We start from the raw sequence: 26,437 nt of genomic DNA, 5'->3' as shown, positions 1-26,437 counted from the left end.
CCACCCGCCTGGACGGCTGCGCGGTGCTGCTGGTCGAGGACAACGCCTTCAACCAGCAGGTCGGCCGCGAACTGCTGCAGCAGGCCGGCGCCGAGGTGAACGTGGCCGGCAACGGCGCCGAGGCGCTCGACGCGATGCGCAGCAGGCGCTTCGACTGCGTCCTGATGGACGTGCAGATGCCGGTCATGGACGGGCTGGAAGCGACGCGCCGCATCCGCCAGGACCCGCAGCTTGCCGGCACCCTGGTGATCGCCATGACCGCCAACGCCGGGGTGGAAGACCGTGCGCGCTGCCTGCAGGCCGGCATGGACGAGTTCCTGAGCAAGCCGGTGGTGCCGGAACTGCTGGCGGCGACCATTGCGCGCTGCCTCGGCCGCAGCGCGGCGCCGGCGCCCGACGTGGTGGCGCCGGCGCCGCCGGGCGCCGGGGTGGTCGATTTCGAGGCCCTGGCGGCCAGTTTCGGCGGCGACCGCGAGCGCATGCGCAAGTATGCCTTCCTGTTCGTCTCCAGCGCGCGCGAGGCCCTGGCCGGGATCGATGCGGCGCTGGCGCGCGGCGACATGACGGCGGTGGAGGCACTGGCGCACCGGGTCAAGTCCTCGGCGCGCGCGGTCGGCGCCGGCGGCTTCGCCTCCCTGTGCGAGGAGATCGAGGGGCAGGCCGGACGCCCGGCCCAGGCCAGGGCGCTGGCGGCGCGCCTGCGCGCCCAGTTGGCGCGCGTGGAGCGCGAGTTCGGCGCCCGCCTAGGCGTGCGCGTCCTGGACGGCGCATGATGCCGCATTTTTGGACATTATTAGAAGGCTACTGAACCTGACCAAGCCTTCCGCGCCGCGGCCAAACCGGGTATGCTTTGCCCCTTGAGCAACCCAAGCGTTCCGATGTCTTCCCCGATCACTCCCGGCTTGTTAATTTTGCACGGCAATCAGATGGAATTGCTGCGCAGCGCCATGTTCGACTGGCTGCGCGCGCACCCGCTGGGTCCGCTCGAGCAGGAGACCATCCTGGTGCAGTCGAACGGGGTGGCAGAGTGGCTCAAGATCGCCCTGGCCGAGGAAATGGGCGTGTGCGCCGCCACCCGGGTGGCGCTGCCGGCGCGCTTCCTGTGGGAAGCCTACCGCGGCATGCTGGGGCGCGAGCGCGTGCCCACCCGCGCGCCTTTCGACAAGGATCCGCTTACCTGGCGCCTGATGCGCCTGCTGCCCGCGCTGGTGCAAGACCCCAGCTACGCGCCGCTGCAACAATTCCTGGGCGACGGCTGCCCCGAACGCCGACTGCAACTGGCCGAACGCCTGGCCGACCTGTACGACCAGTACCAGGTCTACCGCGCCGACTGGCTGGCCGACTGGGAGGCCGGACGCGACGTGCTGCGCCGCGCGGTCGGCGACCCGCTGCCGCTCGGGCCCGACCTGACATGGCAGGCCTGCCTGTGGCGCGAGATCCACGCCAGCCTGCCCCTGGAACTGCGCTCGAGCGGCCGCGCCAGCATCCACCAGCAATTCGTCTCGGCCATCGAATCGGGCCGCGTGCCGGCCTCGGCGCTGCCGCGCCGCGTGATCCTGTTCGGCATGTCGACCCTGCCTTACCAGACCCTGCAGGCCGTCGCCGCGCTGTCGCGCCACACCCAGGTGCTGTTCGCGGTGCCGAACCCCTGCCGCTACTACTGGGGCGACATCATCGAGGGGCGCGAACTGCTCAAGGCCGCGCGCCGGCGCCAGCAGCCGCGCGGCGGGATCGAGCTCGCCGCGGTGCCGCTCGAGGAACTGCACATGCACAGCCACCCGCTGCTGGCAAGCTGGGGCCGGCAGGGGCGCGACTTCGTGCGCATGCTCGACGAGTTCGACCAGGGCGAGGGAAGCCGCTACGAGAACCTGCGCGTCGACCTGTTCGACGAATCCGACGGCCAGACCCTGCTGCAGCAGGCCCAGGCCGCGGTGCGCGACCTGCTGCCGCCCGACGAGCATCCGCGATGCCCGCCGCCGCGCGAGGACCGCTCGATCGAATTCCACATCACCCACAGCGTCCAGCGCGAAGTCGAGGTGCTGCACGACCAGTTGCTGTCCTGGTTCGCCCAGGACCCGAGCCTGCGCCCGCGCGACGTGGTGGTGATGGTGCCCGACATCGACGTGTTCTCGGCCGCCATCCATGCGGTGTTCGACCAGCACCGAAGCAAGGATCCGCGCCACATTCCGTTCGAGATCGGCGACGTGCGCGACCGCAGCGTCAATCCGCTGCTGGTGGCGCTCGAATGGCTGCTGCGCCTGCCGCAGCAGCGCTGCCGCCAGAGCGAGGTGCGCGACCTGCTCGACGTCCCGGCGGTCGGCGGGCGCTTCGGATTGGCCCCCGACGACCTGCCGATCCTGGGCCGCTGGATCGAAGGCTCGGGCGTGCGCTGGGGGCTGGACCGCGAGCACCGCGCCGGGCTGGGCCTGGCCTCGGTAGGGGAGCAGAACGCCTGGATCTTCGGGGTGCGCCGCATGCTGCTCGGCTACGCCAGCGGCGCGGGCGGGAGCTTCGGCGACATCGAACCCTATGCCGAAGTGGGCGGCCTGGATGCCGCGCTGGCCGGCTCGCTGGCCCAGTTCATCGACAGCCTGCTGCACTGGCGCGCCGAACTGGTGCTGCCGCGCACGCCGGGCGAGTGGGGCGAGGCCGCGCGCGCCCTGCTGGCCGCGTTCTTCCAGCCGGCCGACGAGAAAGACCGCCTGACCCTGGCCCAGTTGAGCGAAGGGCTGCAATGCTGGCTCGAGACCTGCGACAGCGCCGAGTTCGACGAGCCGGTGCCGCTGGCGGTGATGCGCGAATCGTGGCTGGCCCAGCTCGACCAGCCGACCCTGAACCACCAGTTCGTCTCGGGCGGCGTGACCTTCTGCACCCTGATGCCGATGCGCGCCGTGCCGTTCCGCGTGGTGTGCCTGCTCGGCATGAACGACGGCGACTTCCCGCGCCGGGTGCAGAAGGCCGACTTCGACTTGCTGGCCTTGCCCGGCATGGCGCGCCCGGGCGACCGCTCGCGCCGCGACGACGACCGCTACCTGATGCTCGAAGCGCTGCTGTCGGCGCGCGACAAGCTGTACGTGAGCTGGGTCGGCCGCAACGTGCGCGACAACAGCGAGCAGCCGCCCTCGGTGCTGGTGGCCCAGCTGCGCGACTATCTCGGGAACGGCTGGAAGCTCGACCTGTCCGAGCGTACCGTCGAACATGCGCTGCAGCCTTTCAGCCGCCGCTATTTCGAGCGCGGCGGCCTGTTGACCTATGCCGGCGAGTGGCGCTCCGTGCACGGCCAGGACGACACTGCCGACGCCACAGGCGACGCGCTGCCGCCCTACGAGCTCGAACAGGGGCTGGTCCTGAAGCTGGCCGAACTGTCGTCCTTCCTGCGCCAGCCGGCCAAGTATTTCTTCCGGCGCCGGCTCGGTGTCGTGTTCGCCGACGCCGCCCTGGTCGGCGAGGACGAGGAGCCGTTCGCCCTCGATGCGCTCGAGCGCTATGCGATCGAACGCCAGCTGCTCGACGACAGCGGGCCGGCCGAAAGCCCGGACGAGGTCCGCGGCGCCCTGGCCAAGCGCGTGGAACAGCTGGCGCGCGAAGGCGTGCTGCCGATCGGCCTGCTCGGGCGCCACTGGCAGGAAGAACTGGTGGACGGCCTGGTGCCGGTACGCAGCGCCTGGCTGGAGCTGGGCGCCCGCTTCGACCAGGCCGCCCCCAAGCGCGCGATCAGCCTGGCGCTCGACGGCGACATCGTCCTCGATGACTGGCTCGATCGCCTGCGCAGCAACGGCGACGAAACCGCCTGGCTGATGCAGGTGCCGTCTCGGCTGCTCGACAAGAAGGGCCGGCCCAGCGGCCACAAGCTCATCCTGCCGTGGCTGCGCCAGCTGGCCGCCGCCGCCGCCGGGGTGCCGATGCCCGGCTACCTGGTCGCGCGCGACGCCGTCGTGACCCTGGCGCCGCTCGACCCGGTGATGGCGTCCGCCGCGCTGCGCGCGGTGGCCGCATTGTGGCGCCTGAACCTGGACCGTCCACTGGCGCTCGGCTGCAAGACCGCGCTGGCCATGCTGCAGGAAGGCGATCCGCGCAAGGTGTACGAGGGCGACCAGCAGACCCGCGGGGAAGTCCAGGAGCCTTGCCTGGCGCGCCTGTGGCCCGACTATGCCGCCCTGGTCGGGGCGGGCGACTGGCCCGACAAGGCGCATGAACTGTACGGACCGCTGGTGGAATGGATCGGGTCCGGCCTCAGCGTGGTCGCGCTGGGCGGAGGCAAGACATGAGCCAGCGCCTCGACCCCATGACTTTCCCGCTGCACGGCTCGCGCCTGATCGAGGCCTCGGCCGGCACCGGCAAGACCTGGACCATCGCCGCGCTCTACCTGCGCCTGGTGCTGGGCCACGGCGGCGAGAACGGCCGGAGCGCTTTCGTGCGCCCGCTGCTGCCGGCCGAGATCCTGGTGATGACATTCACCCGCGCCGCCACGCGCGAACTGTCCAACCGGGTGCGCGAGCGCCTGGTCGAGGCCGCGGCCTATTTCCGCGGCCAGCTGGCCATCGACGATCCCTACCTGCGCGCGCTCGCCGCGTCCTATCCGGACGAGGCCGAGCGCAAGGTGGCGGCGCACCGCCTGGTGCTGGCGGCCGAGACGATGGACGAGGCGGCGATCTTCACCATCGACGGCTGGTGCCAGCGCATGCTGCGCGAGCACGCCTTCGACAGCGGCAGCCTGTTCGACGAAGAGGTGATCAGCGACGAGCGCACCCTGTTCGAGGACGCCGCGCACGACTACTGGCGCCAGCATGTCTATCCGCTCGGCGCCGCCGCACTGGAGACGGTGCGCGGCTGCTGGAAGGACGTCGGCGCGCTCAAGCTCGACGTGCATGAACTGGCCCGGCGCACCCACCTGCTGGGCGAATGCGCGCAGGAGCCGCTCGGCGTGCTGGTGGCGCGCGAGGAAGCGGCCTGGCGCGCCGCACTGGCGCGCCTGAAGGAAGGCTGGGCCGAGCGCGCCGACCAGATGGAACAATGGATCGCCGAGCAGATGGCGGCCAAGCCGAAGCGTCTGGACGGCCAGAAGCTGAAGTCCAACTGGGTGTCCGGCTGGTGCGGCAAGCTGCGCGCCTGGGCCGCCGATCCCCTGGTGCTGGCGCCGGACCTGGCCAAGGGCTGGGAGCGCCTGTGTGTTGCGGGTATCGAAGAGACCTTCGTCGGCGGATTCAGCACCACCGTGCCGGATTGCTTCGCCCATACCGAAGCGCTGCAGGCTGCGCTAGCCGCGCTGGCGCCGGTGGCGCACGCGCTGCGCCGCCATGCGGCCCACCATATCGCGCTGCGCATGCGCGAACTGAAGCTGCGCAACCGACAGGTCGGCTTCGCCGACATGATCGAGCGTCTCAAGGGGGTGCTCGAAGGACCGAACGGCGAGGCCCTGCGCAAGCGGATCCTGCTGCAGTTCCCGGTGGCGATGGTGGACGAGTTCCAGGACACCTCGCCCGACCAGTATCGCATCTTCGACCTGCTTTACCGGGTGGCCGACAACGATCCGGAGCACGGACTGCTCCTGATCGGCGACCCCAAGCAGTCGATCTACGCCTTCCGCGGCGCCGACATCCACAGCTACCTGGCGGCGCGGCGCGCGACCGCGGGACGCCACTACCAGCTCGGCACCAACTACCGCTCCGCCACCGCGGTGGTGGAAGCGGTGAACCGCCTGTTCCTCCATGCCGAGGGGCAGGGCGGGCAACCGGGCTATCCGGAAGGCGCATTCCGGTTCCGCAAGGGCGGGGACAATCCCTTGCCCTTCGAAGCGGTGGCGGCGCATGGACGGCCGGAACGCCTGGTCGGCGCCGCCGGCGCCATCCCGGCCATGATGATGTGCTGCGCCGGCCCGATGAAGAAGGATGCCTGGCTCGACTACTTTGCGCAGCATTGCGCCGAGCACATCGTCGGCCTGCTGGGCGACGAGGCGGTGGGCTTTCGCGATGGCGAACGTTTCCGCCGCCTGATCCCGGCCGATATCGCGATCCTGGTGCGCGACCGCAACGAGGCGAGCGCGGTGCGGCGCGCCTTGATGGAGCGCCAGGTGGCGAGCGTCTACCTGTCCGACCGCGATTCGGTGGTCGACAGCGAAGAGGCGGGCGACGTCCTGCGCTGGCTGTACGCGGTGGCCAGTCCGCTCGACGGCACCCTGGCGCGCGCCGCCTTCGCGACCCGCACGGCGGGGCTGCCGCTGTCGGAACTGGCGCGCCTGTCGGCCAACGAAGTGGCCTGGGAGGCGCGCGTCGAGCAGCTCAAGGCCCTGCACGGAACCTGGCAGCGGCAGGGCGTGCTGGCGATGCTGCGGCGTTTCGTCCACGAACTCGGGCTGCCGGCGCGCCTGCTGCGCCAGCCGGGCGGCGAGCGGCGCCTGACCAACCTGCTGCACCTGGCTGAACTGCTGCAGGAAGCCAGCGGCCAGCTCGAGGGCGAGCAGGCGCTGATCCGCTGGCTGGCTGAACAGATCGAAGGCGTCGGCGAGGGCAACGATGAGCGCATCCTGCGCCTGGAGAGCGACGCCGAACTGGTGAAGGTGGTCACGGTCCACAAGTCGAAGGGACTCGAATACTCGCTGGTCTACCTGCCGTTCGCGGTCGCGGCGCGCCGCACCAAGCGCGACCGCGCCGCCTTCTTCGAGTTCGTCGGGGACGACGGCGTACGCCGCCTCGACCTGGCGCGCGGCGGCGCGGCGCTTGAAGCGGTGGAACGTGCGCGCATCGAGGAAGACCTGCGCCTGCTGTACGTGGCCCTGACCCGCGCGCGCCATTTCCTGTGGCTGGGCGTGGCCCCCGTCGACAGCAGCGCCAAGGGTGAAAGCAATCGCCTGCACCACTCGGCGCTCGGCTACCTGATGGCCGGCGGCGAACAGGTGCCGGCCGAGACGATGCACGAGCATCTCGAGCGCCTGTGCGGCAAGCTCGATTGCATCGCGCTGCATCACTTGCCGGACGCCGGCAACCGCACCCTGCTGGCGCGCGAGGAAGTGCATCCGGAGCTCCTGGGGGCGCCACGCTATGAAGCCCGCTTCGAACGCGACTGGTCGATCGGTTCTGCCACCGCGCTGGGGCGCCAGGCCATGGCGGTCGCTGCCCCGGCGCCGGCGCCGGCGCCGATGCGCGCCCAGGAAGAGACCCTGCTCGAGGAAGAACCGCAGGTGGCGACGCCGCCGCGCATCGAGGACGCGCCCTGGCACCGCTTCCCGCGCGGCTCGGTGCCGGGCAACTTCATGCACGAGCAGCTCGAATGGATGGCGGGCGAAGGTTTCCACCGCGCCAACGAGCCGGACTTCATGCTGAGGCTTAGCCAGCGCATCGAGCGCGCCGGCTGGGGCCACCGCCAGGAGGACGCGCAGGCCTGGCTGCACGCGGTGGTGACGACCGAGTTGCCGCCGCTGGGCGCGGCCCTGGCCGATATTCGCGATCCGGTGCCGGAACTGGAATTCTGGTTCCCCAGCGAGCGCCTCGACGTGGCGAAACTGGACCGCCTGTGCCGCGCGCGCATCATGAAGGGCCTGGACCGTCCGGTCCTGCCGGAGCGGGTGCTGCATGGCATGCTCAAGGGCTTCGCCGACCTGGTGTTCGAGCACGGGGGCCGCTACTGGGTACTCGACTACAAGACCAATGCGCTGGGGCCGGGCGACGCCGCCTATACCCAGGCGGCGATGGAACTGGGCATGGCGGAGCACCGCTACGACATCCAGGCCACGATCTACATGCTGGCGCTGCACCGGCTCTTGAGGAGCCGCCTGGGCGATGCCTACGAGCCGCGCCGCCAGCTGGGCGGGGCCGTGTTCCTGTTCCTGCGCGGTATCGCGAACGCCGACACGCGCGGCTGCTGCGTGCTGGGCCCGGACATGGAACTCTTGGCCGGACTGGAAGCATTGCTGGATAAGGATAGCCATGGCCAAGCATGAAGCCGACATCGACCTGCTGTGGAGCGAGCTGGCGCGCCTGAGCGAAGCCGGCGAGCTGCGCCGCCTGTCCTATGCCTTCGCCCGCTTCGTGGCCTCGCTGGCCGGCGGAAGGCCGGCGCCGCCCGCGCTGGTGCTGGCCTCGAGCGTGCTGTCCGAGCTCGAAGGGCAGGGCCATAGCTGCCTGCAGCTAGCCGACCTGGCGGCCGGCCCGGCGGCGCTGCTCGGCTGGGAGGACGAGCAGTGGAAGCTTCTAGCGCGCGCCGCCGGACCCTTGCCGAGGAGCGCCCAGGGCTGGGCCCAGGTGCTCGCCGGCTGCCAGCAGGTATGGGACGTCAGCGCCTTCGACTACGACCAGCCGCTGGTGCTCGACGGCGACCGCCTGTACCTGCGCCGCTACTGGCGCGACGAGATGCTGGTGGCCCAGGCCGTGCGCGAGCGCGCGACGCGCAGGCGCGAGGTCGATCAGGAAGCGGTGCGCCGCTGGCTGGACCTGCTGTTCGCTTCCCAGCGCGCCGCCGATGGGCCGGACTGGCAGAAGCTGGCCTGCGCGATCGCCCTGCGCGGTTCGGTTGCGATCATCACCGGCGGCCCCGGCACCGGCAAGACCTATACCGTGGCGCGCCTGCTGGCGCTGCTGTTCGCCACCGCGCCGCAAGCGCACAGCCAGCGGATCGCCCTGGCCGCGCCGACCGGCAAGGCGGCGGCGCGCCTGAAGCAGTCGATCGACAAGGCCCTGAACGAGCTGGCCGACAAGGTCGGCGCGCAACTGCCGCTGCGCGAACTGACGCTGCGCATGGGCGCCGCCCGTACGCTGCACAGCCTGCTGGGCGCGCGGCCCGATACCCGTGCCTTTGCCCACCACCGCGGCAACCCGCTCGACGTCGACGTCCTGATCGTCGACGAAGCCTCGATGGTGCACCTGGAGATGATGGCCGCGCTACTCGATGCGCTGCCGCCCAGCGCGACCCTGGTCCTGCTGGGCGACAAGGACCAACTGGCGTCGGTGGAGGCGGGCGCCGTGCTCGGCGACCTGTGCCACAACGCCGGCGCCGGCGGCTACACCGATGCCACCCGCGATTACGTGGCGGCTGCCAGCGGCGAGGCATTGCCGGGCGAATTCCTGGGCGACGCCGGCGCGCTGGCCCAGCAGACCGTGATGCTGCGCCACAGCCGCCGCTTCGGCGGACCGATCGGCCGGCTGGCGCTGGCGGTGAACGCCGGAGACGCGGTCGGCGCCGAAGCCGTGCTGCGCGCCGGTACGGTAGACGGGGGCGGCGTACGCTGGATCGAGAATGCCCAGCAGCAGCAGGTGCTGCAACTGGCGCAGTCGGGCTACGGTTCTTACCTGGACGTGTTGAATACCGGCCCCAGGGCCGGATTGAACACGAATCATGAAGAATGGGTGCGCCAGGTCCTGCAGCGTTTCGAGTCCTTCCGCATCCTGTGCGCCGTGCGCGACGGCGAGTGGGGCGTCGCCGGCCTGAACGATGCGGTGGCGGCGCGCCTGGCCCAGGCTGGGCTGCTGCGCCCGAACGGCGAGTGGTATGTCGGCCGCCCCGTGATGGTCACCCGCAACGACTATGCGACCAACGTCTACAACGGCGACATCGGCGTCACGCTGCCCGATCCGGCGCGCCCCGGCGCCCTGCGCGTGTACTTCCTCGAAGGCGACACGGTGCGCAGCGTGCTGGCAACCCGCCTGCGCAACGTCGAGACGGCGTTCGCCATGACCGTCCACAAGTCGCAGGGCTCGGAATTCCGCCATACCGTGCTGGCGCTGCCGCGCGAGCGCGGCGCCGTCCTCACCCGTGAGCTGGTCTATACCGGCATCACCCGCGCCAGCGAGATGTTCACGCTGGTATCGCCGCCCGGCAGCGTGCTGTTCGAGGCCATCGCCGAGCGCACCCACCGCACCAGCGGCCTGCGCGGCATGATCGCGCCCACCTCGCGCTGAACCGGAATGCAAGCTCGCCGTGTCGCGAAGGCGCGACGACGGCTTTGACGAAGGCCAAGGATGGCGTGCGACCCGGCCCGTTTCGTCGAACTCGACCGTGATTGCGTGGTCTTACCGACGTACAAGAACAAAGACTGGGCAGCATTTTTCGTGTAATTTTTCCTTAACCAAGCATCTACTTCTGACCGGAAGGCGTCCACCACGCCTGGCGCAAGCATGCAGCCACTCGACCAACCGACGGTATTGTTCCGTTCCAGCCCGGGCAGGGTGGTGCGCCCGGCTGTCGCGCCCTTCGAACTGCCGGCCTTCCCGCTGGCCGGGCCCTGGGCGCGCTGGTTCGCCCGCAGCTTCGACGTCTGGTGGCAGACCGCGCTGGTGGCCCTCGTGCTCGGCACCGTCCTCGGCCAGGCATTCCCGGCTTTCCTGCGCTGGTTGGAGACCCCCTTCGGCTGGAAGCTGTTCGGCCTGGCCTGCATCCCCGGCGCCCTGCTGTTCGACGCGGCCCTGCAGTCCCTGGCTGGCAATACGCCGGGCAAGGCGCTGCTGGGACTGCGCCTGATCACGAGCGACGGGCATGCGCCCGGCTTCCGGGAACTGGCCAGGCGCAACTTCAAGCTCTGGCGCGACGGCCTCGCCCTCGGCCTGCCGCTCATCAGCCTGGTGACCATGGCGCGCCAGGGCCTGCGGCTGCGCAAGGGCATGCAGGCCAGCTACGACAAGGACGACTTCCTGGTCAGTGCCGGCGCCACCGGTTGGCTGGCCAGGGGCGTGTTCGGTACCGCTTTTGTCAGCCTGTTCAGCGCCATCCTGATCCTCGACGGCGTCGACCGCCAGGACAGCCGCGAGGCCAGCGCGATGGAGGAGGCGCCGCCGGTGGCCTGGACCAACCCGGTGACCGGACGCATGGCGCGCATCGGGCCGCAATGGAAACTCGAGGTGCGCGCCGGGGCGAACGGCAGCGTGCAGCACCTGTTCACCCAGCACAGCGGCCGCGCCGCGGTCCTGTTCGCGCACGAGGACAGCGGCGGCGGGGCCTTGCGCCAGGATGCCCAGGTGCTGGCCGACCGGCTGGCCGACCGCTTCGAACTGGCCGACAGCTACTTCGCCGAATTCCGCGGCCGACATTCCTGGGTCGGCAGGGGCATGCACAAGAAGGGCCCGGAGCGGGTGCAGCTGCGCATCGTCGAGGTCGACGGCAAGGCCTGGCGGGTGGTGGCGATGCAGTCGCCGCCGGCCGCGTATACCGACGACCTGGTGCAGCAGCTGAGCGGCGCACTGTGGGATACCGTGGCGCCGCCCGCCCAGCCCGAGCTGGCCCAGCGCACCCACTGAGACCGCGCGAACGAAAAAAGGGGCCCGCAGGCCCCCGCCGGGAGCCTGGCCCCCTCCGTCTGTGCGCAGCGCAGCGCGCCGGTCACTTCTTGCGGCGCTTCGGCACCACCTTCACCTTGCCGCGCTTCTTGACCGCCTTGACCTTGCCCTTGCCGGCCGCCGCCTTGGCGCGCGATTTGCCGGCGCTGGCCTTGACGCCGGCGCGGCTGGACGCCGCCTTGTAGCGCGGCGCGCGGTTCGTGGCCTTGGCCATGCTCACCGGCTCATCGCCGGTGATGAAGCGGCGGATGTTGAGCGCGTCCAGGATGCGTGCCGACGAGGCGCTGGCATTGAGCAGCACCATCGTGGCGTTCTTGCCGCCGGCCTTGATGTTCATGATCAGGCAGCGGCCGGCTTCATTGATGTAGCCGGTCTTCGACAGGCCGATGTCCCAGCCTTTGGCGCCGACCAGGCGGTTGGTATTGCGGTATTCGACTTCGCGGCCGTTGATGTTGATCAGTTCCTTCGACTCGGTCGACATGCGCGTGATCTCGGGATACTTGCTCGATGCCGCCGCCATCTTGACCAGGTCGCCCGCGGTCGAGCGGTTGTGCGGCGACAGGCCGGTCGGCTCCTCGATCACGGTCTGGGTCATGCCCAGCGCGGCGATCTTCTGGCGCACCGCGGCCTTGAAGCCCGGCAGGCCGCCCGGATAGGTGCGTGCCAGCGCATGGGCTGCGCGGTTGTCGGACGACATCAGGGCCAGTTGCAGCACGTCGCGGCGCGAGATCAGGGCGCCGACCGGGACCCGCGAGCTGCTGTACTTGAAGGTGTCGACGTCGCTGCGGTCGATCTCGATCAGCTCGTCCAGATCCTGCTTGGCGTCGAGCACGACCATGGCAGTCATCAGCTTGGTGAGCGAGGCGATCGGGGCGACGCGGTCCGCGTTCTTTTCCAGCAAAATCTTGCCGGTGTCGTCTTCTACCACGAGCACCGATTGCGAGCCGAAAGGCACGGCGAAAGCCGCAGCCGAAAACGACAACAATGCGGTGGCAAACAATTTTTTGAACATTGTCGGGTGCAGGAATAGGTTGTGTTGAGCGGGAAAACGCGGCAGTGGGAGCGCGCAGTCAACAATCTAGCTGTAGGGCAACTACAGGAGTTGGAAGATAGCATCAAGCATGATGCATGTCTATGGCACACAAGCAAAAATGGCCTTGTGAACCGGAATTAGTTGCAGTTTAACCCTTCACTTAACACAGCGTCCATGACCCACGCCAGAACCGGCGCATGTTCCGGCCGAGTCGCAGTGTGCGGCGATCGCCGCAAACGACGAAGCCCTGCACGCGGGCAGGGCTTCGTCAGGCGCCCGCAAGCGGGCCGGAGCGGGGTGGCTTACTTCGACTGGTAGATCTTGTCGAACTCGCCGCCGTCGTTGAAGTGGACTTCCTGGGCCTTGCGCCAGCCGCCGAACAGCTCGTCCACCGTGAACAGCTGGATCGGCTTGTAGTTGGCGGCATATTTCTTCATCACGGCATCCGAACGCACGCGCAGGTAGTGCTTGGCGCCGATTTCCTGGCCGGCCGGCGAGTACAGGAAGTTCAGGTAGGCGGTCGCTTCCTTGCGCTGATTGCGGCGGTCGACCACCTTGTCGACCACGGCCACCGGCGACTCGGCCAGGATCGAGGAGCTCGGGTAGACCACCTCGAAGTCGTTGCCGAATTCCTTGCGCACCATGCTCACTTCGTTCTCGAAGGTCACCAGGACGTCGCCGATCTGGCGCTGGGTGAAGGTGGTGGTGGCGGCGCGCCCGCCAGCGTCGAGGATCGGCACGTTCTTGAAGATGCGGGCGACCAGCTCGCGCGCCTGCGCTTCGTTGCCGCCCTTCTTCAGCACCGAGCCCCAGGCCGCCAGGTAGGTATAGCGGCCGTTGCCGGCGGTCTTCGGGTTCGGGATGATCACCTGCACGCCCGGGCGCGCCAGGTCTTCCCAGTTGCGGATCTTCTTCGGGTTGCCCTTGCGCACCAGATACACCATGGTCGAGTAGTAGGGCGCCGCATTGTTCGGGAATTTCTTGGCCCAGTCCTTCGCCACCAGGCCGCGGTCGGCCAGCATGTCGATGTCGTTGGCCTGGTTCATCGTGACGACCGAGGCTTCCAGGCCGTCGGCGACGGCGCGCGCCTGCTTGCTCGAGCCGCCGTGCGACTGCTTGATGCTGACCGTCTGGCCGGTCTGTTGCTTGTAGGCTGAGATGAAGGCCGGGTTGATGTCCTTGTACAGCTCGCGCGCCACGTCGTAGGAAACGTTCAGCAGCTCGGTCGTGGCGGCGCTGGCCGACAGCGGCAGCGCGGCGCCCAGCGACAGGGCCAGGATCAGGCGGCGGAGCGGGGAGGTCAGGGTCATGTGGGGTCTCGCTTTTCGGAATCTTGTGGTGACAGCATGCATCATCCATCGCTTGCTCAAAATACGGAACAATAGTTTCGTCATATGCTTAGACAGTGTCCGGCCTTGCGCGGCGTCGCCGGCGATACGGATGACCGCAGCAAGGTCGGGGGCTTTCGGTGTATAGTCGTGCCCAGCCATTGCGCCACAAGCGCGGTCTGATCGTTTTTTATGCATAGTGATGTTTGATGTCCACGCGTTTTGACATTCGCAAGGCCGTACCCGGTGATGCGCCTGCGGCCTGCGCCCTGCTGCGCCGCTCGATCGAAGTCGGTTGCCGGGCCGACCACCAGGACCAGCCGGCCGTGCTGGAAGCCTGGCTCGGCAACAAGACTGCCGCCAACGTCGCCACCTGGTTCGCCAACCCCAGCAACCATGCGCTGGTCGCCGAACGCGACGGCGAGCTGCTCGGCCTGTGCCTGTTGACCCAGGCCGGCAAGCTTGCGCTGTGCTACGTGGCGCCGGAAGCCTTGCGTTGTGGCGTCGGCCGCGCCCTGATCGGCGGCGCCGAGGAACAGGCGCGCGCCTGGAGCATCACGAAGCTGCACCTGCACAGCCCTGCGAGCGCGAGCGCCTTCTTCGAGCGCCAGGGCTATGTCAACGCCGGCAAGGACAAGTCCTGCTGGGGCCTCGAATGCGACCTGCTGTGGAAGCAGCTCGACGCGGCCTGTGACGCCGGTCCGGGCGGCGCGGCGCGCAAGCGCTTTTGCAACTGCAACGGCTGAGCATCCGGTCCAGCCTGGGATCTGCCGTCGCGGCAATTTTCATCGACCCCTATGTCCGGCATGACCGACGAACGTCATCGAGGGCAAGGTCAGCGGAGCGCAGCAGTTCAGCAAGGCGATCGCGTGGCTGGTCGCCAGCCGGCTGGCCGATACGCTCCTCGCACAGCACTGCTGGTGCCATCCGCCATGCTGATCGCCTGGGTGGCGCGTGCCATCTGAAGCTTGTGCTTGCTGCAAGAATCTTGACGAACTCTTCTTTTGTCCGGGAGAAGCTTGCGATATAGTAAGCGCTTCGATTTTTGGCTGAGTTCGCTTGTTATGGCTTCACGTAGAGATTTTCTGCAGCAAAGTGCCCGGCTATGCGCGCTGGGCGCCCTCGGTTCCCCACTGCTTGCCCCGGCCGCGCTCGCGGCCCAGGCCACCGACCTGGAACCACCACCCGACCTGTTCGATGCTCAGTTGCTGGACATCGATTTCTGGATCAAGCCGCGTACCCTGTCGCTGGTGCGCCCGCAAAGCGGCGAGCGCTGCAAGGTGCTGTACTGGAAGGACGGCGAGATCATCGACTCGGCCTACCAGGAGTTGTGCCACATCCTGCGCGACGTCAATGGCCGCGCGTCGGCGCCGATCGATCCCAAGCTGTTCGAGATCCTGTGGGGCACCCAGGCCTTCATCGCCCGCTACGGCATGACCCAGCCGCTCGAGATCCTGTCCGGCTACCGCACCGAAGCATCGAACAGGCGCCTGGTCGAGGAGGGCGTCCCGGCCGCGCGCAGGTCGCTGCACACGGTGGGCAAGGCGGCGGACATCCGGATCGCCAGCCTGAGCGAGGAAGTGCTCGGGGGCCTGATCCGTAGCTTCCGCCAGGGCGGCGTCGGTTATTACTACCGCTCCGGCCCTCGGGGCGGCTGGATCCACGCCGATACCGGACTGAAGCGTACCTGGAAGGGCTGAGCGGGCCGCTTCCGACCGGTGCGTCCGCGGCGTCGAACTTCAGCTAGTATGCGTTGTCAAAGCCAGGGCAGGGCGTCCTGGCCACTTCATGTCGCTTTTTCAAGGAGGCAATGATGGCAACGATGAACACTCCCACCATGGACCGCAGGACGATGGGCGAACGGCGCACTTCCATGCGCACGCACGGGCGTTCCGCCATGTCCGCGCTCGACTACCTGGCGATGGCCCTGTTGATCGTCGGCGGCCTGAACTGGGCGATGGTCGGCCTGTTCGACGTCGACATGGTCGCCACCATCTTCGGCCCGGGCAGTCCGGCGACCCGCATCGTCTACGTGGTAGTGGGCCTGGCGGCGCTGTACGCGATCTATACCACTGCCAAGATGGCCGGCAGCAGGCGCTCGGCCTGACCGGCATGCGCGTCGGGCTGATTTCCGACACCCACGGCCTGCTGCGCCCGGAGGCGCTCGACTTCCTCCGGGGCAGCGACCACATCATCCATGCCGGGGACATCACCGGCCCCGACATCCTGCCACCGCTGGCGGCGATCGCGCCGCTGACAGTCGTGCGCGGCAACAACGACCGCGGCCCCTGGGCGCGCGAGATCCCCGAGACCGCCGTCCTGCGGCTCGGGCAGGTCGCCATCTACGTCATCCACGACCTCAAGGAATTGCCGCTCGACCCGGCTGGCGAGGGCATGCGGGTGGTCGTGTCGGGCCACTCGCACAAGCCGCTGTGCAGCGAACGCGGCGGCGTGCTGTACGTGAACCCGGGTAGTGCCGGACGGCGCCGATTCAGCTTGCCGATCTCGGTCGGCGAACTGCTGGTCGACGGCGGCCGGGTCACGGCCCGGCTGGCGACCCTCGAGGTCCGGTGAGGGCCAACCGGTCCGCGCCGGGCGCGGACCGGAAAGCCGCCTACTTCATCGTATGACTCTGCCACGCGGTATCCACCGCGTAGTTGCGCGCCGTATCCCAGTAGGTGAAGTTGTAGCGCACCACGTCACCGATCTTCAGGCCGCCGGCGATGTAGCTGTTGGTCGTGCCGTCCAGGCGCATGCGCACGTTCTGCTGGGCGCCGTTGTTGACGATGTAATGCACGTCCGCCCAACTGCCGGTGTTGGTGTTGAACTGCAGCGTCGTGGCGGACGGCTGGTTCACCCAGGTCGGGCCGGTCGGCGTGGTCGGCGGCGGGGTGGTGGCGGTGCCGGAATCCCAGACGATGTCGTCGATCGCGAACTGGAAGCCCGCGGCCGGCAAACGGTTGGCGTCGCTCGAGATCATGAACACGTCGAGCAGGGACTGGGCCGCCACCTTGCTGCCGAGCAGGGTCGACACCGGGATCGATCCTTGCGCCCACTCGCCATTGCGCACCAGCCCGTGGGTCGTGGTGTTGGCCGGGAAGTTGACCCAGTTCTGGTTGGTGTAGGTGTCGCCCACGCCGATGTTGAAGGACACGTTGGCCGGGATCTTGATGCGGAAGCGCATCGTTCCGTTGCGGTAGTTCGACAGGTCGCGCGCCTGGCGCGCCTGCACGCCGCCCCCGAACCACTGGCCGGGGGCCGTGTAGTTCCAGGCGATCACGTTGCCGCCCTCGTAGGGCGCGGTATTGCCGGCGCCGCTCGAGGCGGCGTTCCACAGGAAGATGTCGGAACTCGTGCCCGCCACCAGCTTGCTGTTGACGGCGGTCGTGTCGGTGAACACGCCGAACTTGCCGGCCACCTCGGGCACGGTCTGGTTGCCGAGCTTGACCTGGCCCTTGCCGTCGAGCTGGTAGACGCGCACATAATCGACGTACATGGTGCCGGGCAGCGGCGCCGTCACCTGGTTAGGTGCGGCCGCGTCGGTGAAGTTGCCGCCGACCGCGAGGTTCAGCAGCAGGTAGAAGGGCGCCTGCAGGGCGCTCGAGTTGACCGGCAGCGGCGCGTCGTACATGTTGCGCTCGACCCCGTTGTCGACCACCGTGAAGCGCATCTGGCTCTCGTCCCAGTACAGGCGGTAGGTGACGAAGCGGTTCGCCAGCGAGGTGCCCGGGACGTACCAGTTCTTGGTCTGCCAGGCGGTGGAGGCGGCGCAGCTCTCGTTGCCCGGCACGCAGGCGGCCTGCTGGTAGGTGATGACGTTGGCGCCGGTGAAGTGGTTCGCCGAGGGCGCGCCGGATGCCGCCCGCACCGAGGCCTTGTGGCCCATCTCCATGATGTCGATCTCGCCGTTGCGCGGCCAGGTCTGCGGGCTCACGCCCAGCATCCAGGCAGCCGGCCACAGGCCGGTGGCGAGGTTGGGCGTGGCCATGCGCACTTCGATCATGCCGTACTGGACCTGCACCTTGCCCTTGGTGTCGACCTTCCCGGAGGTGAACACGTTGCTGCCCACAGTCTGGTTGCGTGCCTGGATCGCCAGCGCGCGGGTGCCGGATTCGAAGGGCACGTTGACGATCGAGAGGTTGTTGGGGCTGTAGTACTGCAGCTCGGCATTGCCGTAGCCGCACAGGTTGATCTGGCAGCCATTGCCGTCCGAGGCGGTCCATACCCCCGTATTCAGGCTGGTGCCGTTGAATTCCTCGGACCACAGCAACTGGCCGATGACGGGATTGGTGACGCTGGCCGCCGCCTGGGTGCCGGCTGCCAACAGCAGGGCGGCGGAGAGGGACTGGAAAGCTTTCCAATTCGGGAAACGTTTCGAAATCTGCTTGTACACTTCGACTCCTCATTTAACTCCGAAGAAAAAAGACACGCCAGGACGGCGCGCCCCGTTTTGCCAACTTCATGCGTTGGTCTCGTATGATCCTGTCGAGGCTGGAGATGGAAACGTTTCCAATCACTAAGCAAAAATATATGCGTATTTTGTATTGACGTCAAATCCAATCGTGCGCGGGTCTTGATCTTTCGCAAAACCTTCCGGAGCGGCGATAATGCGGGCAAACAAAGGAGACCGCATGACTGCCCATACCGACGCATCGATCATCGATTCTTGGTCGCGCAACACCGATCCCTGGACCGCCGCCGTGCGCGGCGGCGAAATCGCGTCGCGCGTGCTGGTGACCAACGCCGCCATCGTCGACACGGTGCGCGCCTATGCGCCGGCCAGCGCCGTCGATCTCGGTTGCGGCGAAGGTTGGCTGGTGCGGGCCCTGCCCGAGGTGGCGATGATCGGCGTCGATGCCAGCGCCGGCCTGGTCGAGCAGGCGAGGAAGGCCGGCGGCGGCGAGTTCCGCCAGCTGAGCTACGAAGTGATCGCCGCCGGCGGCCTGCCCTTGGCAGTCGACGCGGCGATCTGCAATTTCTCGCTGATCGGCGACGAGGCCGTGCGCGGCCTGCTGCGCGCCGCCCCGAGCTACCTGCGATCGGGCGGGCACTTCATCGTGCAGACCGTCCATCCCTTGATGGCCTGCGGCGACGCGCCCTATGCGGACGGCTGGCGCGACGGCAGTTGGGACGGTTTCAGCAGCAGCTTCACCGATCCCGCGCCCTGGTACTTCCGCACCGTTTCGAGTTGGCTCGCGCTGTTCGAGGAGCACGGCCTGCGCGTGGTCGAGATGCGCGAGCCGCTCCATCCGCAGACAGCGAAACCGGTGTCGCTGATCCTGGTCGGCCGGCTGGCGTAAAATACGGCTCGTTCCGCTTTTGCCCGCATCACATGAACCTGCCACCCGCCACCCCGCAGCCGCGCTTTCGCCCCCGTCCCTGGACCGCATTGGAAACCCCGCAGGACGTCGAACTCTGGATCGACGAGCACAACCGCGCCCTGCAGGAACTGGTCAAGCCGACCGAGACCGGCGTCGGCATCTGCTTCACGCTGGCCGAAGGCGGCAATGTCTACATGCAGACCACGGGCGATGCCGTGATCCTGGACGTCGAGCCCGAGGCCGATTGGATCGCGCCGCTCATCCAGGCCGCCACCGGCGCCGAGCCGCCGCGCGGCCAGGTCTGGGTGCTGCCCGACGACCGCCTGGTGCAGCTGATCCTCGGCCTGTCCACGCTGGTCTTGAACACCACCCTGGTGGTCGGCCACCCGTTCAGCGCGCGCGCCCGCCGCTTCTGACAGGTCCCGGCGCTTCCCGCCGGGACCGCTTTCGGTTATAAAGTCAGCTCGACAGGGATGGAGAGAATTTGATGGGCAAGCATTCATTGACCGTGGCACGCCGTGCCCTACTTGGCCTGGCGCTGGGCGCCTGCTTGTCGGCGCTGGCCCCGGCACAGGCGGCCGACCTGCTCGCGGACGCGAAGGCGCGCGGCACCCTGCGCATCGCGATGGAAGGCACCTATCCGCCCTTCAACTTCAAGGACCCCAAGACCGGCCAGCTGTCCGGCTACGACGTCGACGTCGCGCGCCTGGTCGCCGCCAGGCTGGGCGTCAAGCCCGAATTCGTCACCACCGAGTGGGCCGCGATCCTGGCCGGCCTGGCCGCCGGCAAGTACGACGTGATCGTCAGCCAGGTCGGCATCACGGCCAGGCGCGAGCAGGCCTTCGATTTCTCGCGCCCCTACACCTATTCCTATCCGCAGCTCATCGTGCGCAAGAACGACCGCGCCAGCTACGCCAGCCTCAAGGACCTGAAGGGCAAGAAGGTCGGCGTGGGGCAGGGCAGCGTATTCGAGCAGCAGGTCAAGGCGGTGCCGGGCATCGAGGTCAAGAGCTATCCGGCGGCCCCCGAGAACCTGCAGGACCTGGCCTTCGGGCGCATCGACGCGGCCCTCAACGACAGCCTGATGGTGGCCTACCTGCTGAAGCATTCGCAACTGCCGATCAAGGCCGGCGCGCGGGTCGGCGCACCCGAGCGCATGGGCATCCCCTTCCGCAAGGGCAATCCGCAATTCAAGGCGGCGCTCGACAAGATCCTGGCGGACGCCGCAGCCGACGGCAGCCTCAAGGCCTTGTCGCTCAAGTGGTTCGGCACCGATGCCAGCCGCCCGGCGCAGTAACGGCGCGCGGACGGCCTAGGTGGAGATGGTGGACCTGGTCGCGCTGTTGCGCGAAGCGGCGCCGACCCTGCTAACGGGCGCCGGCTATACCCTGATGTTCGCGGTGGCCTCGATGGTCGGCGGGCTGGCGATCGGCCTGCCGGTGGCGCTGATGCGCATCGCTCCCTGGGCCGTCGTGCGCCTGCCGGCCAGCCTGTACGTGAGCCTGATGCGCGGCACGCCGCTCTTGGTGCAGATCTTCGTGATCTACTATGGATTGCCGAGCATCGGGATCGAGTTCGCGCCGGTGACGGCGGGGGTGCTGGCGCTGTCGCTGAACGCGGGCGCCTACCTGTCGGAAAGCCTGCGCGGCGCGATCCGCGCGGTGAGCGAAGGGCAGTGGCGCGCCAGCTTCAGCCTGGGCCTGGGCTACTGGCAGACCCTGCACCACATCGTCATGCCGCAGGCGCTGCGCATCGCGGTGCCCTCGATGAGCAACACGCTCATCAGCCTGATCAAGGACACCTCGCTGGTATCGGTGATCACGGTGACTGAACTGATGCTCGCGACCAAGGAAGTGATCGCGGTGAGCTTCCAGCCGCTGCCGCTGTATCTCGCGGCGGCCTGCATCTACTGGGCCTTGAGCCTGTTCTTCGAAGCGATCCAGCGCCGCGCGGAGCGGCGCCTGAACCGCGCGCACGCCGCGCGCTGACCGGACGGCCGGTCTTCACGCGGCGCTTGGCGGCCGCTTAGCGGTTGCCGCCTTGCCCGTCCTGCTGCCGGAAGGCCTCGGAGGCCTGCTGGGCGCTTTCACCCTGGTTCTGGCCGTCCAGGTCGTCCAGTGCCGGGGTGCCGCCGGAAGCATGCTGGCCGCCACCTTGCTGCTGGTTCCCCTGCTGCTGGCTACCTTGCTGCTGGTTCCCCTGTTGGCCCATCTGCTGCTGGCCGGACTGCTGGCTGCCCGACTGCTGGTTGCCTTCGCGCTGGCCCTGGCCGGCCGCGGACACCAGGTCCTTGCTCGGATCGGTTTGCGAGTTGTCCGGTTGGGATTGCTTCTGGTTCGGCTGCTGGTTCATGATCGTCTCCTCGTCGAAGATGGATGAGCCCCCATCTTAGCCTTCCTGCTGACATCGGCAATCGGAGTCGGGGTCGAGGCGACGTAGGACGGGTCGGACGCTATCGTCGGGAGGAAATCGAGGAGCCGAATGCAAACGCGCAGCGGCAAGCCTGGCTTGTCGCTGCGCGTCGTGCGAGGTCAAGGACGCCGCTGGCGTCCGGGGTTAACGATTGCCGCGCTGCCTGTCGCTGCTGTCGTCCTGGCTCCAGGCCTGCGATGCATCCTCGGCGGATTCACTCTGGCGCGAACCCAGGTCATCGAGGGCCGGGGTGCCGCCGGAGGCGTGTTGCCCTCCGCTTTGCCGGCTCCCTTGTTGCTGCCCCGATTGCTTGCTACCTTGTTGCTGCTGCCCCGATTGCTGGCTGCCGCCCCGCTGGCCCTGCCGGCTGTCCTGCTGCTGCCCGGATTGCATATTGCCTTGCTGCTGTCCCGATTGCATGTTGCCGGACTGTTGCTGGCCGCCCTGGGCGGGTGTGCCGCTCGCGCTATTCATGCTCAGGTCGTCCACGTCATCGTCGTGGCGCGGCCCTTTGACGCCATGTCCTTTGTTTTCACCCATACCAGTCTCCTTGTGCGAGTGTCGATGGGGCCATGATAAGCCCCTCGCAGGCGGCGACAATCGGAATGGGGCACGAGCCGTCGTAGGACGGCCCGTACAAAGTCATCAGTAAAAAAGGAGGAGCCTAAGGCTTGTCCTGGCCCGGCTTCCGCTCGCCGGACTGCGGCGCAGTTTGTTGCTGCTCCGATTGGAGATTGCCCGGCCGGCTGCGTTCGAGGCGTTCGCGCTGGCGGTTCACGTCGAAGTCGTCGAGCTGGACGTCGCTCAGGCTCCTGTCCCCGGTATCCTTGTTTTCAGGCATGGTCGGCTCCTTGCGTCAGATATGGTGAGAACCCTATCTTAGGCCGATTACCGGGGAAGGGGCGCGTCAAGGCTGCGCGGGCGCGATGCCGAGCCCGCGCAGGAAGGCGTGCGCCGCGCCATACGCGCCGACGTGCTGCTCGGCCGTGAACCCGCCGTGGCCGCCGCCCTTGATCGTGTGCAGGACGTTGCGCACGCCTGCCTTGTCGAGCGCCTCCTTCAGCCGCACGCCGTGCGCGTAGGGCACCAGCGGGTCGGCATCGCCATGGATGGTGAGCACGGCCGGTCCGCCCGCGCGCACATGACTGAGCGGCGACACCGCGCGCGCCAGCGCCTGGCGCCCGGGCTCCGGCATGCTGCCGAACCAGGCCACCGCGTACGAGCGCACGTTCGGGCCTTGCAGCATGTCGGCGACGTCGGTGATGCCGTACCAGTTGACGACCGCCGCCACCTTGGGCGCCGCGTTCTGGTACGGCCCGCTCCAAGCGGGCTCGTTGGCCGCGCACTGGCGGGTGAGCGGCGAATCGGCCGGGATCATGGCCGTGGCAAGGGCCAGGTGGCCGCCCGCCGAGTCGCCCGTGGTCACCACCCTGGACAGGTCGAAGTTGTACTTCTTCGCGTTGCGCCCGACCCACTGCAGCGCGCACAGCGTGTCCTCCACCGCCGCCGGCGCGGGCGCCACCTTCGCCAGCCGGTAGCTCACGTTCACGAAGGCGAAACCCATCTCCATGTAGGGCATGGCGGACAGCGCCGCGCCCTCGCGCCGGCCGGCCACCCAGCCGCCGCCGTGGAAGTACATCACCACGGGCAGCGGCTTGCCGCTCTTCTTCACCGGAAGGTAGACGTCGAGCTTGAGGTCCTGGCCGCTCGCGCTCAGGTAGGTGATGTCGGCGTCGATCCACCAGCCATGGTCGAGCAGGGCGGCACGCTTGACGCCTTCGTCGGCCGCTTGCGCGGCCAGGGGGAGGGCCAGCGCGCAGGCCAGGGCGGCGGCGCGCAGCCGCGATGTCGCGGTCCGCATCCCGATCACATGTTCGGGTAGTTCGGGCCGCCGCCGCCTTCCGGCGTCACCCAGACGATGTTCTGGGTCGGGTCCTTGATGTCGCAGGTCTTGCAGTGCACGCAGTTCTGCGCGTTGATCTGCAGGCGCTCCTGGCCAGCGTCGTTCTTGACGAATTCGTACACGCCGGCCGGGCAGTAACGCTGTTCCGGGCCTGCGTACTTGGCCAGGTTGACCTCGACCGGGATGTTCGGGTTCTTCAGCGTCAGGTGCACCGGCTGGTCTTCGGCGTGGTTGGTGTTCGAGATGAACACCGAGGACAGGCGGTCGAAGGTCAGCTTGCTGTCCGGCTTCGGATACGCGATCGGCTGGAACTGCGATGCCGGCTTGAGGCATTCGTGGTCGGCATGCTGGTGGTGCAGCGTCCAGGGCGCCTTGCCGCGGAAGACCATCTGGTCGATGCCGGTCATGATGGTGCCGATGTACAGGCCCTTGCTCATCCACGGCTTGAAGTTGCGCGCGACGTGCAGTTCCTCGTGCAGCCAGCTCTTCTCGAACGCTGCCGGGTAGGAGGCCAGCTCGTCGTGCTGGCGGCCTTCGCCCAGCGCGGCAAACGCGCTTTCCGCGGCCAGCATGCCGGTCTTGATCGCGGCGTGGCTGCCCTTGATGCGGCTGGTGTTGAGGAAGCCGGCGTCGCAGCCGATCAGGGCGCCGCCCGGGAACACGGTCTTGGGCAGGGACTGCAGGCCGCCGGCGGTGATGGCGCGCGCGCCGTAGGAGATGCGCTTGCCGCCTTCGAAGAAGTGACGGATCGACGGATGGGTTTTATAACGCTGGAATTCCTCGTAGGGCGACAGGTAGGGGTTCTGGTAGGCCAGGCCCACCACGAAGCCGACCGCCACCTGGTTGTTCTCCAGGTGATACAGGAAGGAGCCGCCATAGGTGTCGTTGTCGAGCGGCCAGCCGGCGGTGTGGATCACCAGGCCCGGCTTGTGCTTGGCGGGGTCGATCTCCCACAGTTCCTTGATGCCGATGCCGTAGGTCTGCGGATCCTTGCCCTTGTTCAGATCATACTTGGCCATCAGCTGCCTGCCGAGGTGGCCGCGCGAGCCTTCCGCGAACAAGGTGTACTTGGCGTGCAGCTCCATGCCGAGCTGGAAGTCGGCGCCCGGCTCGCCGTCGCGCTTGACGCCCATGTTACCGGTGGCTACGCCCTTGACCGAGCCGTCCTCGTTGTACAGCACTTCGGCGGCCGGGAAGCCCGGGAAGATCTCGACGCCCAGGCTTTCCGCCTGCTGGCCCAGCCAGCGGGTGACGTTGGCCAGCGAAATCACGTAGTTGCCGTGGTTGGTCAGCATCTTCGGGACCATGAAGTTCGGCGTCTTGATCGCCTTCTTCTCGGTCAGGAACAGCACCTGGTCCTCGGTCACCGGGGTGTTGAGCGGCGCGCCTTTTTCCTTCCAGTCCGGGATCAGCTCGTTCAGGGCGATCGGGTCCATCACCGCGCCGGACAGGATGTGCGCGCCCAGTTCGCCGCCTTTCTCGAGCACGCAGACCGAGACCTCTTGTCCCTTCTCTGCCGCCAGCTGCTTGAGGCGGATCGCCGCCGACAGGCCCGCGGGACCGCCACCGACGATGACCACGTCGTACTCCATGGCTTCACGCGGTCCGTATTGTTCGAGGATGTTGGTTGGCTCAGTCATATGATTGTTTTAATAAGAATGAAAAATTTAAGCACGAGTGTGCACTTTTTTACTGCCGATTGCAACGTTGGGCGCCATTTTACGGACATTATTAGATGCGGCAATCTAATACTGATGATTTGTGTAATCATGATGCCTTCGCAATTAGACAAAGAAGGGGAGCCGCGTGGGCATCGAAGTCAATTACGAAGGAAAAATCGCCATGGTCACCGGCGCCTCGAGCGGCCTGGGCGCCCGTTTCGCCAAGGCGCTGGCCGGCGCCGGCGCCCAGGTGGTGCTGGCCTCGCGCCGGGTCGAGCGGCTCAAGGAACTGCGCGCCGAGATCGAGGCCGACGGCGGCGCCGCCCACGTGGTGCGCCTGGACGTGACCGACCTGGCATCGATCAAGTCGGCCATCGCGCACGCCGAGACCGAAGCCGGCCCGATCGACATCCTGGTGAACAACTCGGGCGTCTCGAGCACCCAGCGCCTGCTGGACGTGACCGAGGACGATTACAACTACATCATGGACACCAACCTGCGCGGCGCCTTTTTCGTCGCGCAGCAGACCGCCAAGCGCATGATCCAGCGCGCCAAGGGCGACCCGCGCAAGCAGCACCGCATCGTCAACATCGCCTCGGTGGCCGGATTGCGCGTGCTGCCGCAGATCGGCGTGTACTGCATGAGCAAGGCCGGCGTGGTGCAGATGACCAAGGCGATGGCGGTGGAGTGGGGCCGCTACGGCATCAACGTCAACGCCATCTGCCCCGGCTACATCTCGACCGAGATGAACGAGGATTATTTCGACACCGAGCAGGGCCGCAAGCTGATCGACATGCTGCCGCGCAAGCGCACCGGCAGGCCGGAAGACCTCGACGGACTCCTGCTGCTGCTGGCGGCGGACGAGGCCCACTTCATCAATGGCGCCGTCATCACGGCCGACGACGGCATGACGGCGCAGTAATCAAGAACGAGCAACAAAGGAAGCAATGAGCAGCAAGAAGTTTGTACATTCCATGAGGATCCCCATCCGCTGGGGCGACATGGCTGCGATGGGGCACGTCAACAACACCGTCTATTTCCGCTACATCGAATCGGCCCGCATCGCGTGGCTGGAGCAAAGCGGGGCGCTGCCCGACCCGGCCGCCTCGAACGAAGGCCCGGTCGTCGTCAACGCCTACTGCAGTTTTCTCAAGCAGCTGACCTATCCGGGCGAGATCGAAGTCAGCACCTGGGTCGGTCCGCCGGGCCGCTCGAGCATCGAGGTCACGCACGAGATCCGGCTGGTCGGTCCGGACGGGCAGGCCGGCGCGCTGCACGCCGAAGGCGGCGCGAAAGTGGTGTGGATCGACTTCAAGGCCGAGAAGTCCAGGCCGCTGCCGGATCGCCTGCGATCGCTCCTGCCCAGCGAATGAGCACGCCGGCCGTTCGCTTCGACGCAGGCCGGCTGGCCATCGAGGACATCGTCGCGATCGCGCAGGGAGCGGCGCGTCCCGTGCTGTCGGACGACCCGGCCTTTCGCGCCCGCATCGGGCGCGGCGCCGACGTCCTCGACCGCCT

23 protein-coding genes are annotated in these 26,437 nt (G+C 67.9%); 15 read left to right on the top strand and 8 right to left on the bottom strand.

Annotated elements, in window-relative coordinates:
- The 5 genes from ACK4S9_RS21525 to ACK4S9_RS21505 all read left to right on the top strand — a co-directional run.
- The coding region (locus ACK4S9_RS21525) for a response regulator (protein WP_409729721.1) at positions 1 to 773 on the top strand (773 nt) is incomplete at its 5' end.
- Positions 774 to 878: 105 nt separating this feature from the next.
- Positions 879 to 4,268, top strand: a complete 3,390-nt coding sequence (recC, locus tag ACK4S9_RS21520) for an exodeoxyribonuclease V subunit gamma (protein ID WP_409729719.1) — start codon at positions 879 to 881, stop codon at positions 4,266 to 4,268.
- Complete coding sequence (gene recB / locus ACK4S9_RS21515; RefSeq protein WP_409729717.1) at positions 4,265 to 7,936, top strand: exodeoxyribonuclease V subunit beta; 3,672 nt, start codon at positions 4,265 to 4,267, stop codon at positions 7,934 to 7,936. The genes recC and recB overlap by 4 nt, the downstream gene beginning before the upstream one ends.
- Positions 7,923 to 9,890 carry an exodeoxyribonuclease V subunit alpha gene (gene recD / locus ACK4S9_RS21510; protein WP_409729715.1) on the top strand — a complete coding sequence of 656 codons (1,968 nt, stop codon included), beginning with the start codon at positions 7,923 to 7,925 and terminating at the stop codon, positions 9,888 to 9,890. The genes recB and recD overlap by 14 nt, the downstream gene beginning before the upstream one ends.
- Positions 9,891 to 10,106: 216 nt before the next feature.
- Positions 10,107 to 11,222, top strand: coding sequence for an RDD family protein (locus tag ACK4S9_RS21505; protein WP_409729713.1), 1,116 nt, complete (start codon positions 10,107 to 10,109; stop codon positions 11,220 to 11,222).
- Between the two features lie 82 nt (positions 11,223 to 11,304).
- Here the strand turns inward: ACK4S9_RS21505 and ACK4S9_RS21500 are convergent, their stop codons facing one another.
- Both ACK4S9_RS21500 and ACK4S9_RS21495 read right to left on the bottom strand, forming a co-directional pair.
- On the bottom strand, positions 11,305 to 12,273 hold the full coding sequence (locus ACK4S9_RS21500; protein ID WP_409729711.1) for a serine hydrolase: 969 nt from the start codon (positions 12,271 to 12,273) through the stop codon (positions 11,305 to 11,307).
- Between the two features lie 323 nt (positions 12,274 to 12,596).
- Positions 12,597 to 13,604, bottom strand: coding sequence for a sulfate ABC transporter substrate-binding protein (locus ACK4S9_RS21495; protein WP_409729709.1), 1,008 nt, complete (start codon positions 13,602 to 13,604; stop codon positions 12,597 to 12,599).
- 227 nt (positions 13,605 to 13,831) lie between these two features.
- Between ACK4S9_RS21495 and ACK4S9_RS21490 the strand changes: the two genes are divergently transcribed.
- The 4 genes from ACK4S9_RS21490 (at position 13,832) to ACK4S9_RS21475 (ending at position 16,196) form a co-directional block, all read left to right on the top strand.
- The gene (locus tag ACK4S9_RS21490) at positions 13,832 to 14,368 is read left to right on the top strand and encodes a GNAT family N-acetyltransferase (RefSeq protein WP_409729707.1); all 537 of its coding nucleotides are present in this window, start codon (positions 13,832 to 13,834) and stop codon (positions 14,366 to 14,368) included.
- A gap of 318 nt (positions 14,369 to 14,686) precedes the next feature.
- Complete coding sequence (locus tag ACK4S9_RS21485; RefSeq protein ID WP_409729706.1) at positions 14,687 to 15,322, top strand: YcbK family protein; 636 nt, start codon at positions 14,687 to 14,689, stop codon at positions 15,320 to 15,322.
- Positions 15,323 to 15,444: 122 nt separating this feature from the next.
- Positions 15,445 to 15,729, top strand: a complete 285-nt coding sequence (locus ACK4S9_RS21480) for a DUF378 domain-containing protein (protein WP_409729704.1) — start codon at positions 15,445 to 15,447, stop codon at positions 15,727 to 15,729.
- 5 nt (positions 15,730 to 15,734) lie between these two features.
- Positions 15,735 to 16,196, top strand: coding sequence for a metallophosphoesterase family protein (locus ACK4S9_RS21475; protein ID WP_409729702.1), 462 nt, complete (start codon positions 15,735 to 15,737; stop codon positions 16,194 to 16,196).
- A 40-nt stretch (positions 16,197 to 16,236) separates the two neighbouring features.
- Here the strand turns inward: ACK4S9_RS21475 and ACK4S9_RS21470 are convergent, their stop codons facing one another.
- Positions 16,237 to 18,015 carry a family 16 glycosylhydrolase gene (locus ACK4S9_RS21470; protein WP_409729700.1) on the bottom strand — a complete coding sequence of 593 codons (1,779 nt, stop codon included), beginning with the start codon at positions 18,013 to 18,015 and terminating at the stop codon, positions 16,237 to 16,239.
- Between the two features lie 238 nt (positions 18,016 to 18,253).
- On the opposite strand from ACK4S9_RS21470, the gene ACK4S9_RS21465 reads away from it, so the two are divergent.
- From ACK4S9_RS21465 to ACK4S9_RS21450, 4 genes are all read left to right on the top strand, one after another.
- A complete protein-coding gene (locus ACK4S9_RS21465; RefSeq protein ID WP_409729698.1) occupies positions 18,254 to 18,922 on the top strand; it encodes a methyltransferase domain-containing protein in 669 nt (222 codons plus the stop codon).
- 32 nt (positions 18,923 to 18,954) lie between these two features.
- Positions 18,955 to 19,359 (top strand): hypothetical protein, encoded by a 405-nt coding sequence (locus ACK4S9_RS21460; RefSeq protein WP_409729696.1) that lies wholly within the window; start codon positions 18,955 to 18,957, stop codon positions 19,357 to 19,359.
- Between the two features lie 71 nt (positions 19,360 to 19,430).
- Positions 19,431 to 20,240 carry a transporter substrate-binding domain-containing protein gene (locus ACK4S9_RS21455; protein WP_409729694.1) on the top strand — a complete coding sequence of 270 codons (810 nt, stop codon included), beginning with the start codon at positions 19,431 to 19,433 and terminating at the stop codon, positions 20,238 to 20,240.
- A gap of 25 nt (positions 20,241 to 20,265) precedes the next feature.
- The gene (locus tag ACK4S9_RS21450) at positions 20,266 to 20,931 is read left to right on the top strand and encodes an amino acid ABC transporter permease (protein ID WP_409729693.1); all 666 of its coding nucleotides are present in this window, start codon (positions 20,266 to 20,268) and stop codon (positions 20,929 to 20,931) included.
- 37 nt (positions 20,932 to 20,968) lie between these two features.
- On the opposite strand, the gene ACK4S9_RS21445 is transcribed toward ACK4S9_RS21450, so the two are convergent.
- The 5 genes from ACK4S9_RS21445 to ACK4S9_RS21425 all read right to left on the bottom strand — a co-directional run bounded on the left by ACK4S9_RS21445 (position 20,969) and on the right by ACK4S9_RS21425 (position 24,898).
- Positions 20,969 to 21,295, bottom strand: coding sequence for a hypothetical protein (locus tag ACK4S9_RS21445; protein ID WP_409729691.1), 327 nt, complete (start codon positions 21,293 to 21,295; stop codon positions 20,969 to 20,971).
- 204 nt (positions 21,296 to 21,499) lie between these two features.
- Entirely contained in the window at positions 21,500 to 21,895 is a 396-nt protein-coding gene (locus tag ACK4S9_RS21440) for a hypothetical protein (protein ID WP_409729689.1), read from the bottom strand.
- A 124-nt stretch (positions 21,896 to 22,019) separates the two neighbouring features.
- Positions 22,020 to 22,196: a hypothetical protein gene (locus ACK4S9_RS21435; RefSeq protein WP_409729687.1), complete on the bottom strand. Its 177-nt coding sequence runs from the start codon at positions 22,194 to 22,196 to the stop codon at positions 22,020 to 22,022.
- Between the two features lie 66 nt (positions 22,197 to 22,262).
- Positions 22,263 to 23,216, bottom strand: coding sequence for an alpha/beta hydrolase fold domain-containing protein (locus ACK4S9_RS21430; protein ID WP_409729685.1), 954 nt, complete (start codon positions 23,214 to 23,216; stop codon positions 22,263 to 22,265).
- Positions 23,217 to 23,221: 5 nt separating this feature from the next.
- On the bottom strand, positions 23,222 to 24,898 hold the full coding sequence (locus ACK4S9_RS21425; RefSeq protein ID WP_409729683.1) for an electron transfer flavoprotein-ubiquinone oxidoreductase: 1,677 nt from the start codon (positions 24,896 to 24,898) through the stop codon (positions 23,222 to 23,224).
- A 166-nt stretch (positions 24,899 to 25,064) separates the two neighbouring features.
- Here ACK4S9_RS21425 and ACK4S9_RS21420 point away from each other — a divergent pair, with 166 nt between their 5' ends.
- A complete protein-coding gene (locus tag ACK4S9_RS21420) occupies positions 25,065 to 25,841 on the top strand; it encodes an SDR family oxidoreductase (RefSeq protein ID WP_409729681.1) in 777 nt (258 codons plus the stop codon).
- Between the two features lie 25 nt (positions 25,842 to 25,866).
- Entirely contained in the window at positions 25,867 to 26,292 is a 426-nt protein-coding gene (locus tag ACK4S9_RS21415) for an acyl-CoA thioesterase (RefSeq protein ID WP_409729679.1), read from the top strand.
- Positions 26,293 to 26,437: the final 145 nt, after the last annotated feature.

It is taken from the genome of Massilia sp. (assembly GCF_046293535.1).
Classification (GTDB): domain Bacteria; phylum Pseudomonadota; class Gammaproteobacteria; order Burkholderiales; family Burkholderiaceae_D; genus Telluria.
Note: the sequence above shows the minus strand (reverse complement) of the source record. Positions and strands in the feature narration are given on the sequence as shown.

Bases quoted from the DNA above. Each gene is read 5' to 3' on its own strand.
- recD (WP_409729715.1), top strand. From the start codon at position 7,923: ATGGCCAAGCATGAAGCCGACATCGACCTGCTGTGGAGCGAGCTGGCG.
- ACK4S9_RS21505 (WP_409729713.1), top strand. From the start codon at position 10,107: ATGCAGCCACTCGACCAACCGACGGTATTGTTCCGTTCCAGCCCGGGC.
- ACK4S9_RS21425 (WP_409729683.1), bottom strand. From the start codon at position 24,898: ATGACTGAGCCAACCAACATCCTCGAACAATACGGACCGCGTGAAGCC.
- ACK4S9_RS21435 (WP_409729687.1), bottom strand. From the start codon at position 22,196: ATGCCTGAAAACAAGGATACCGGGGACAGGAGCCTGAGCGACGTCCAG.
- ACK4S9_RS21475 (WP_409729702.1), top strand. From the start codon at position 15,735: ATGCGCGTCGGGCTGATTTCCGACACCCACGGCCTGCTGCGCCCGGAG.
- ACK4S9_RS21480 (WP_409729704.1), top strand. From the start codon at position 15,445: ATGAACACTCCCACCATGGACCGCAGGACGATGGGCGAACGGCGCACT.
- ACK4S9_RS21485 (WP_409729706.1), top strand. From the start codon at position 14,687: ATGGCTTCACGTAGAGATTTTCTGCAGCAAAGTGCCCGGCTATGCGCG.
- ACK4S9_RS21490 (WP_409729707.1), top strand. From the start codon at position 13,832: ATGTCCACGCGTTTTGACATTCGCAAGGCCGTACCCGGTGATGCGCCT.
- ACK4S9_RS21445 (WP_409729691.1), bottom strand. From the start codon at position 21,295: ATGAACCAGCAGCCGAACCAGAAGCAATCCCAACCGGACAACTCGCAA.
- ACK4S9_RS21440 (WP_409729689.1), bottom strand. From the start codon at position 21,895: ATGGGTGAAAACAAAGGACATGGCGTCAAAGGGCCGCGCCACGACGAT.
- ACK4S9_RS21500 (WP_409729711.1), bottom strand. From the start codon at position 12,273: ATGTTCAAAAAATTGTTTGCCACCGCATTGTTGTCGTTTTCGGCTGCG.
- ACK4S9_RS21465 (WP_409729698.1), top strand. From the start codon at position 18,254: ATGACTGCCCATACCGACGCATCGATCATCGATTCTTGGTCGCGCAAC.
- recC (WP_409729719.1), top strand. From the start codon at position 879: ATGTCTTCCCCGATCACTCCCGGCTTGTTAATTTTGCACGGCAATCAG.
- ACK4S9_RS21495 (WP_409729709.1), bottom strand. From the start codon at position 13,604: ATGACCCTGACCTCCCCGCTCCGCCGCCTGATCCTGGCCCTGTCGCTG.
- ACK4S9_RS21415 (WP_409729679.1), top strand. From the start codon at position 25,867: ATGAGCAGCAAGAAGTTTGTACATTCCATGAGGATCCCCATCCGCTGG.
- ACK4S9_RS21450 (WP_409729693.1), top strand. From the start codon at position 20,266: ATGGTGGACCTGGTCGCGCTGTTGCGCGAAGCGGCGCCGACCCTGCTA.
- ACK4S9_RS21430 (WP_409729685.1), bottom strand. From the start codon at position 23,216: ATGCGGACCGCGACATCGCGGCTGCGCGCCGCCGCCCTGGCCTGCGCG.
- ACK4S9_RS21460 (WP_409729696.1), top strand. From the start codon at position 18,955: ATGAACCTGCCACCCGCCACCCCGCAGCCGCGCTTTCGCCCCCGTCCC.
- ACK4S9_RS21455 (WP_409729694.1), top strand. From the start codon at position 19,431: ATGGGCAAGCATTCATTGACCGTGGCACGCCGTGCCCTACTTGGCCTG.
- recB (WP_409729717.1), top strand. From the start codon at position 4,265: ATGAGCCAGCGCCTCGACCCCATGACTTTCCCGCTGCACGGCTCGCGC.